Below are 618 nucleotides of genomic sequence, written 5' to 3' on the forward strand. Positions count from 1 at the left end.
GAAACGTGCGGTGGTGCTGCTGTCCGGCGGACTGGATTCCAGCACGGTGCTGGGCCTGGCCACCCGTGACGGGTACGCCTGCACCGCCCTGTCTTTCCGCTATGGGCAGCGGCACACCATCGAACTGGAACGGGCGGCGCAGATTGCCCGGCATTTTGGGGCCGCACACCGCATCATCGACATCAACATCGGCTCGTTCGGCGGCAGCGCCCTGACAGACGAGGCGATGACCGTTCCCACCGACGGCACCGAGGGCGGTGTGATTCCGCCCACCTACGTGCCGGGACGCAATACGGTGTTCATCGCCGTGGGCCTGAGTCTCGCAGAGGCCATTGACGCCGAGCGAATCTATCTGGGAATCAATGCGGTGGATTACAGCGGCTATCCGGACTGCCGCCCGGAATACCTCGCGGCGTTCCAGACGCTGGCCGATCTGGCCACGAAAGCGGGCCTGGAAGGTCGTGGAGCGGTCCTGAGTGCGCCCCTGGCCCTGATGACCAAGACGGACATCGTGAAGGCGGCGCTGGACCTGGGCGTTCCGGTGGACCTGACCTGGAGCTGCTACCAGGGCGGCACGGAGCCGTGCGGCGTGTGCGATTCATGCCGCATCCGCGACCG

Annotated in this window: 1 protein-coding gene; it reads left to right on the top strand. The window is 66.3% G+C overall.

Annotated elements, in window-relative coordinates; genetic code table 11:
• A partial coding sequence (gene queC, locus IEY21_RS16720; protein WP_229753194.1) for a 7-cyano-7-deazaguanine synthase QueC occupies positions 1-618 on the top strand: 618 nt, incomplete at both ends.

The sequence above is a fragment of the Deinococcus aerophilus genome (assembly GCF_014647075.1).
In the GTDB taxonomy this organism is placed as follows: Bacteria; Deinococcota; Deinococci; order Deinococcales; family Deinococcaceae; genus Deinococcus; species Deinococcus aerophilus.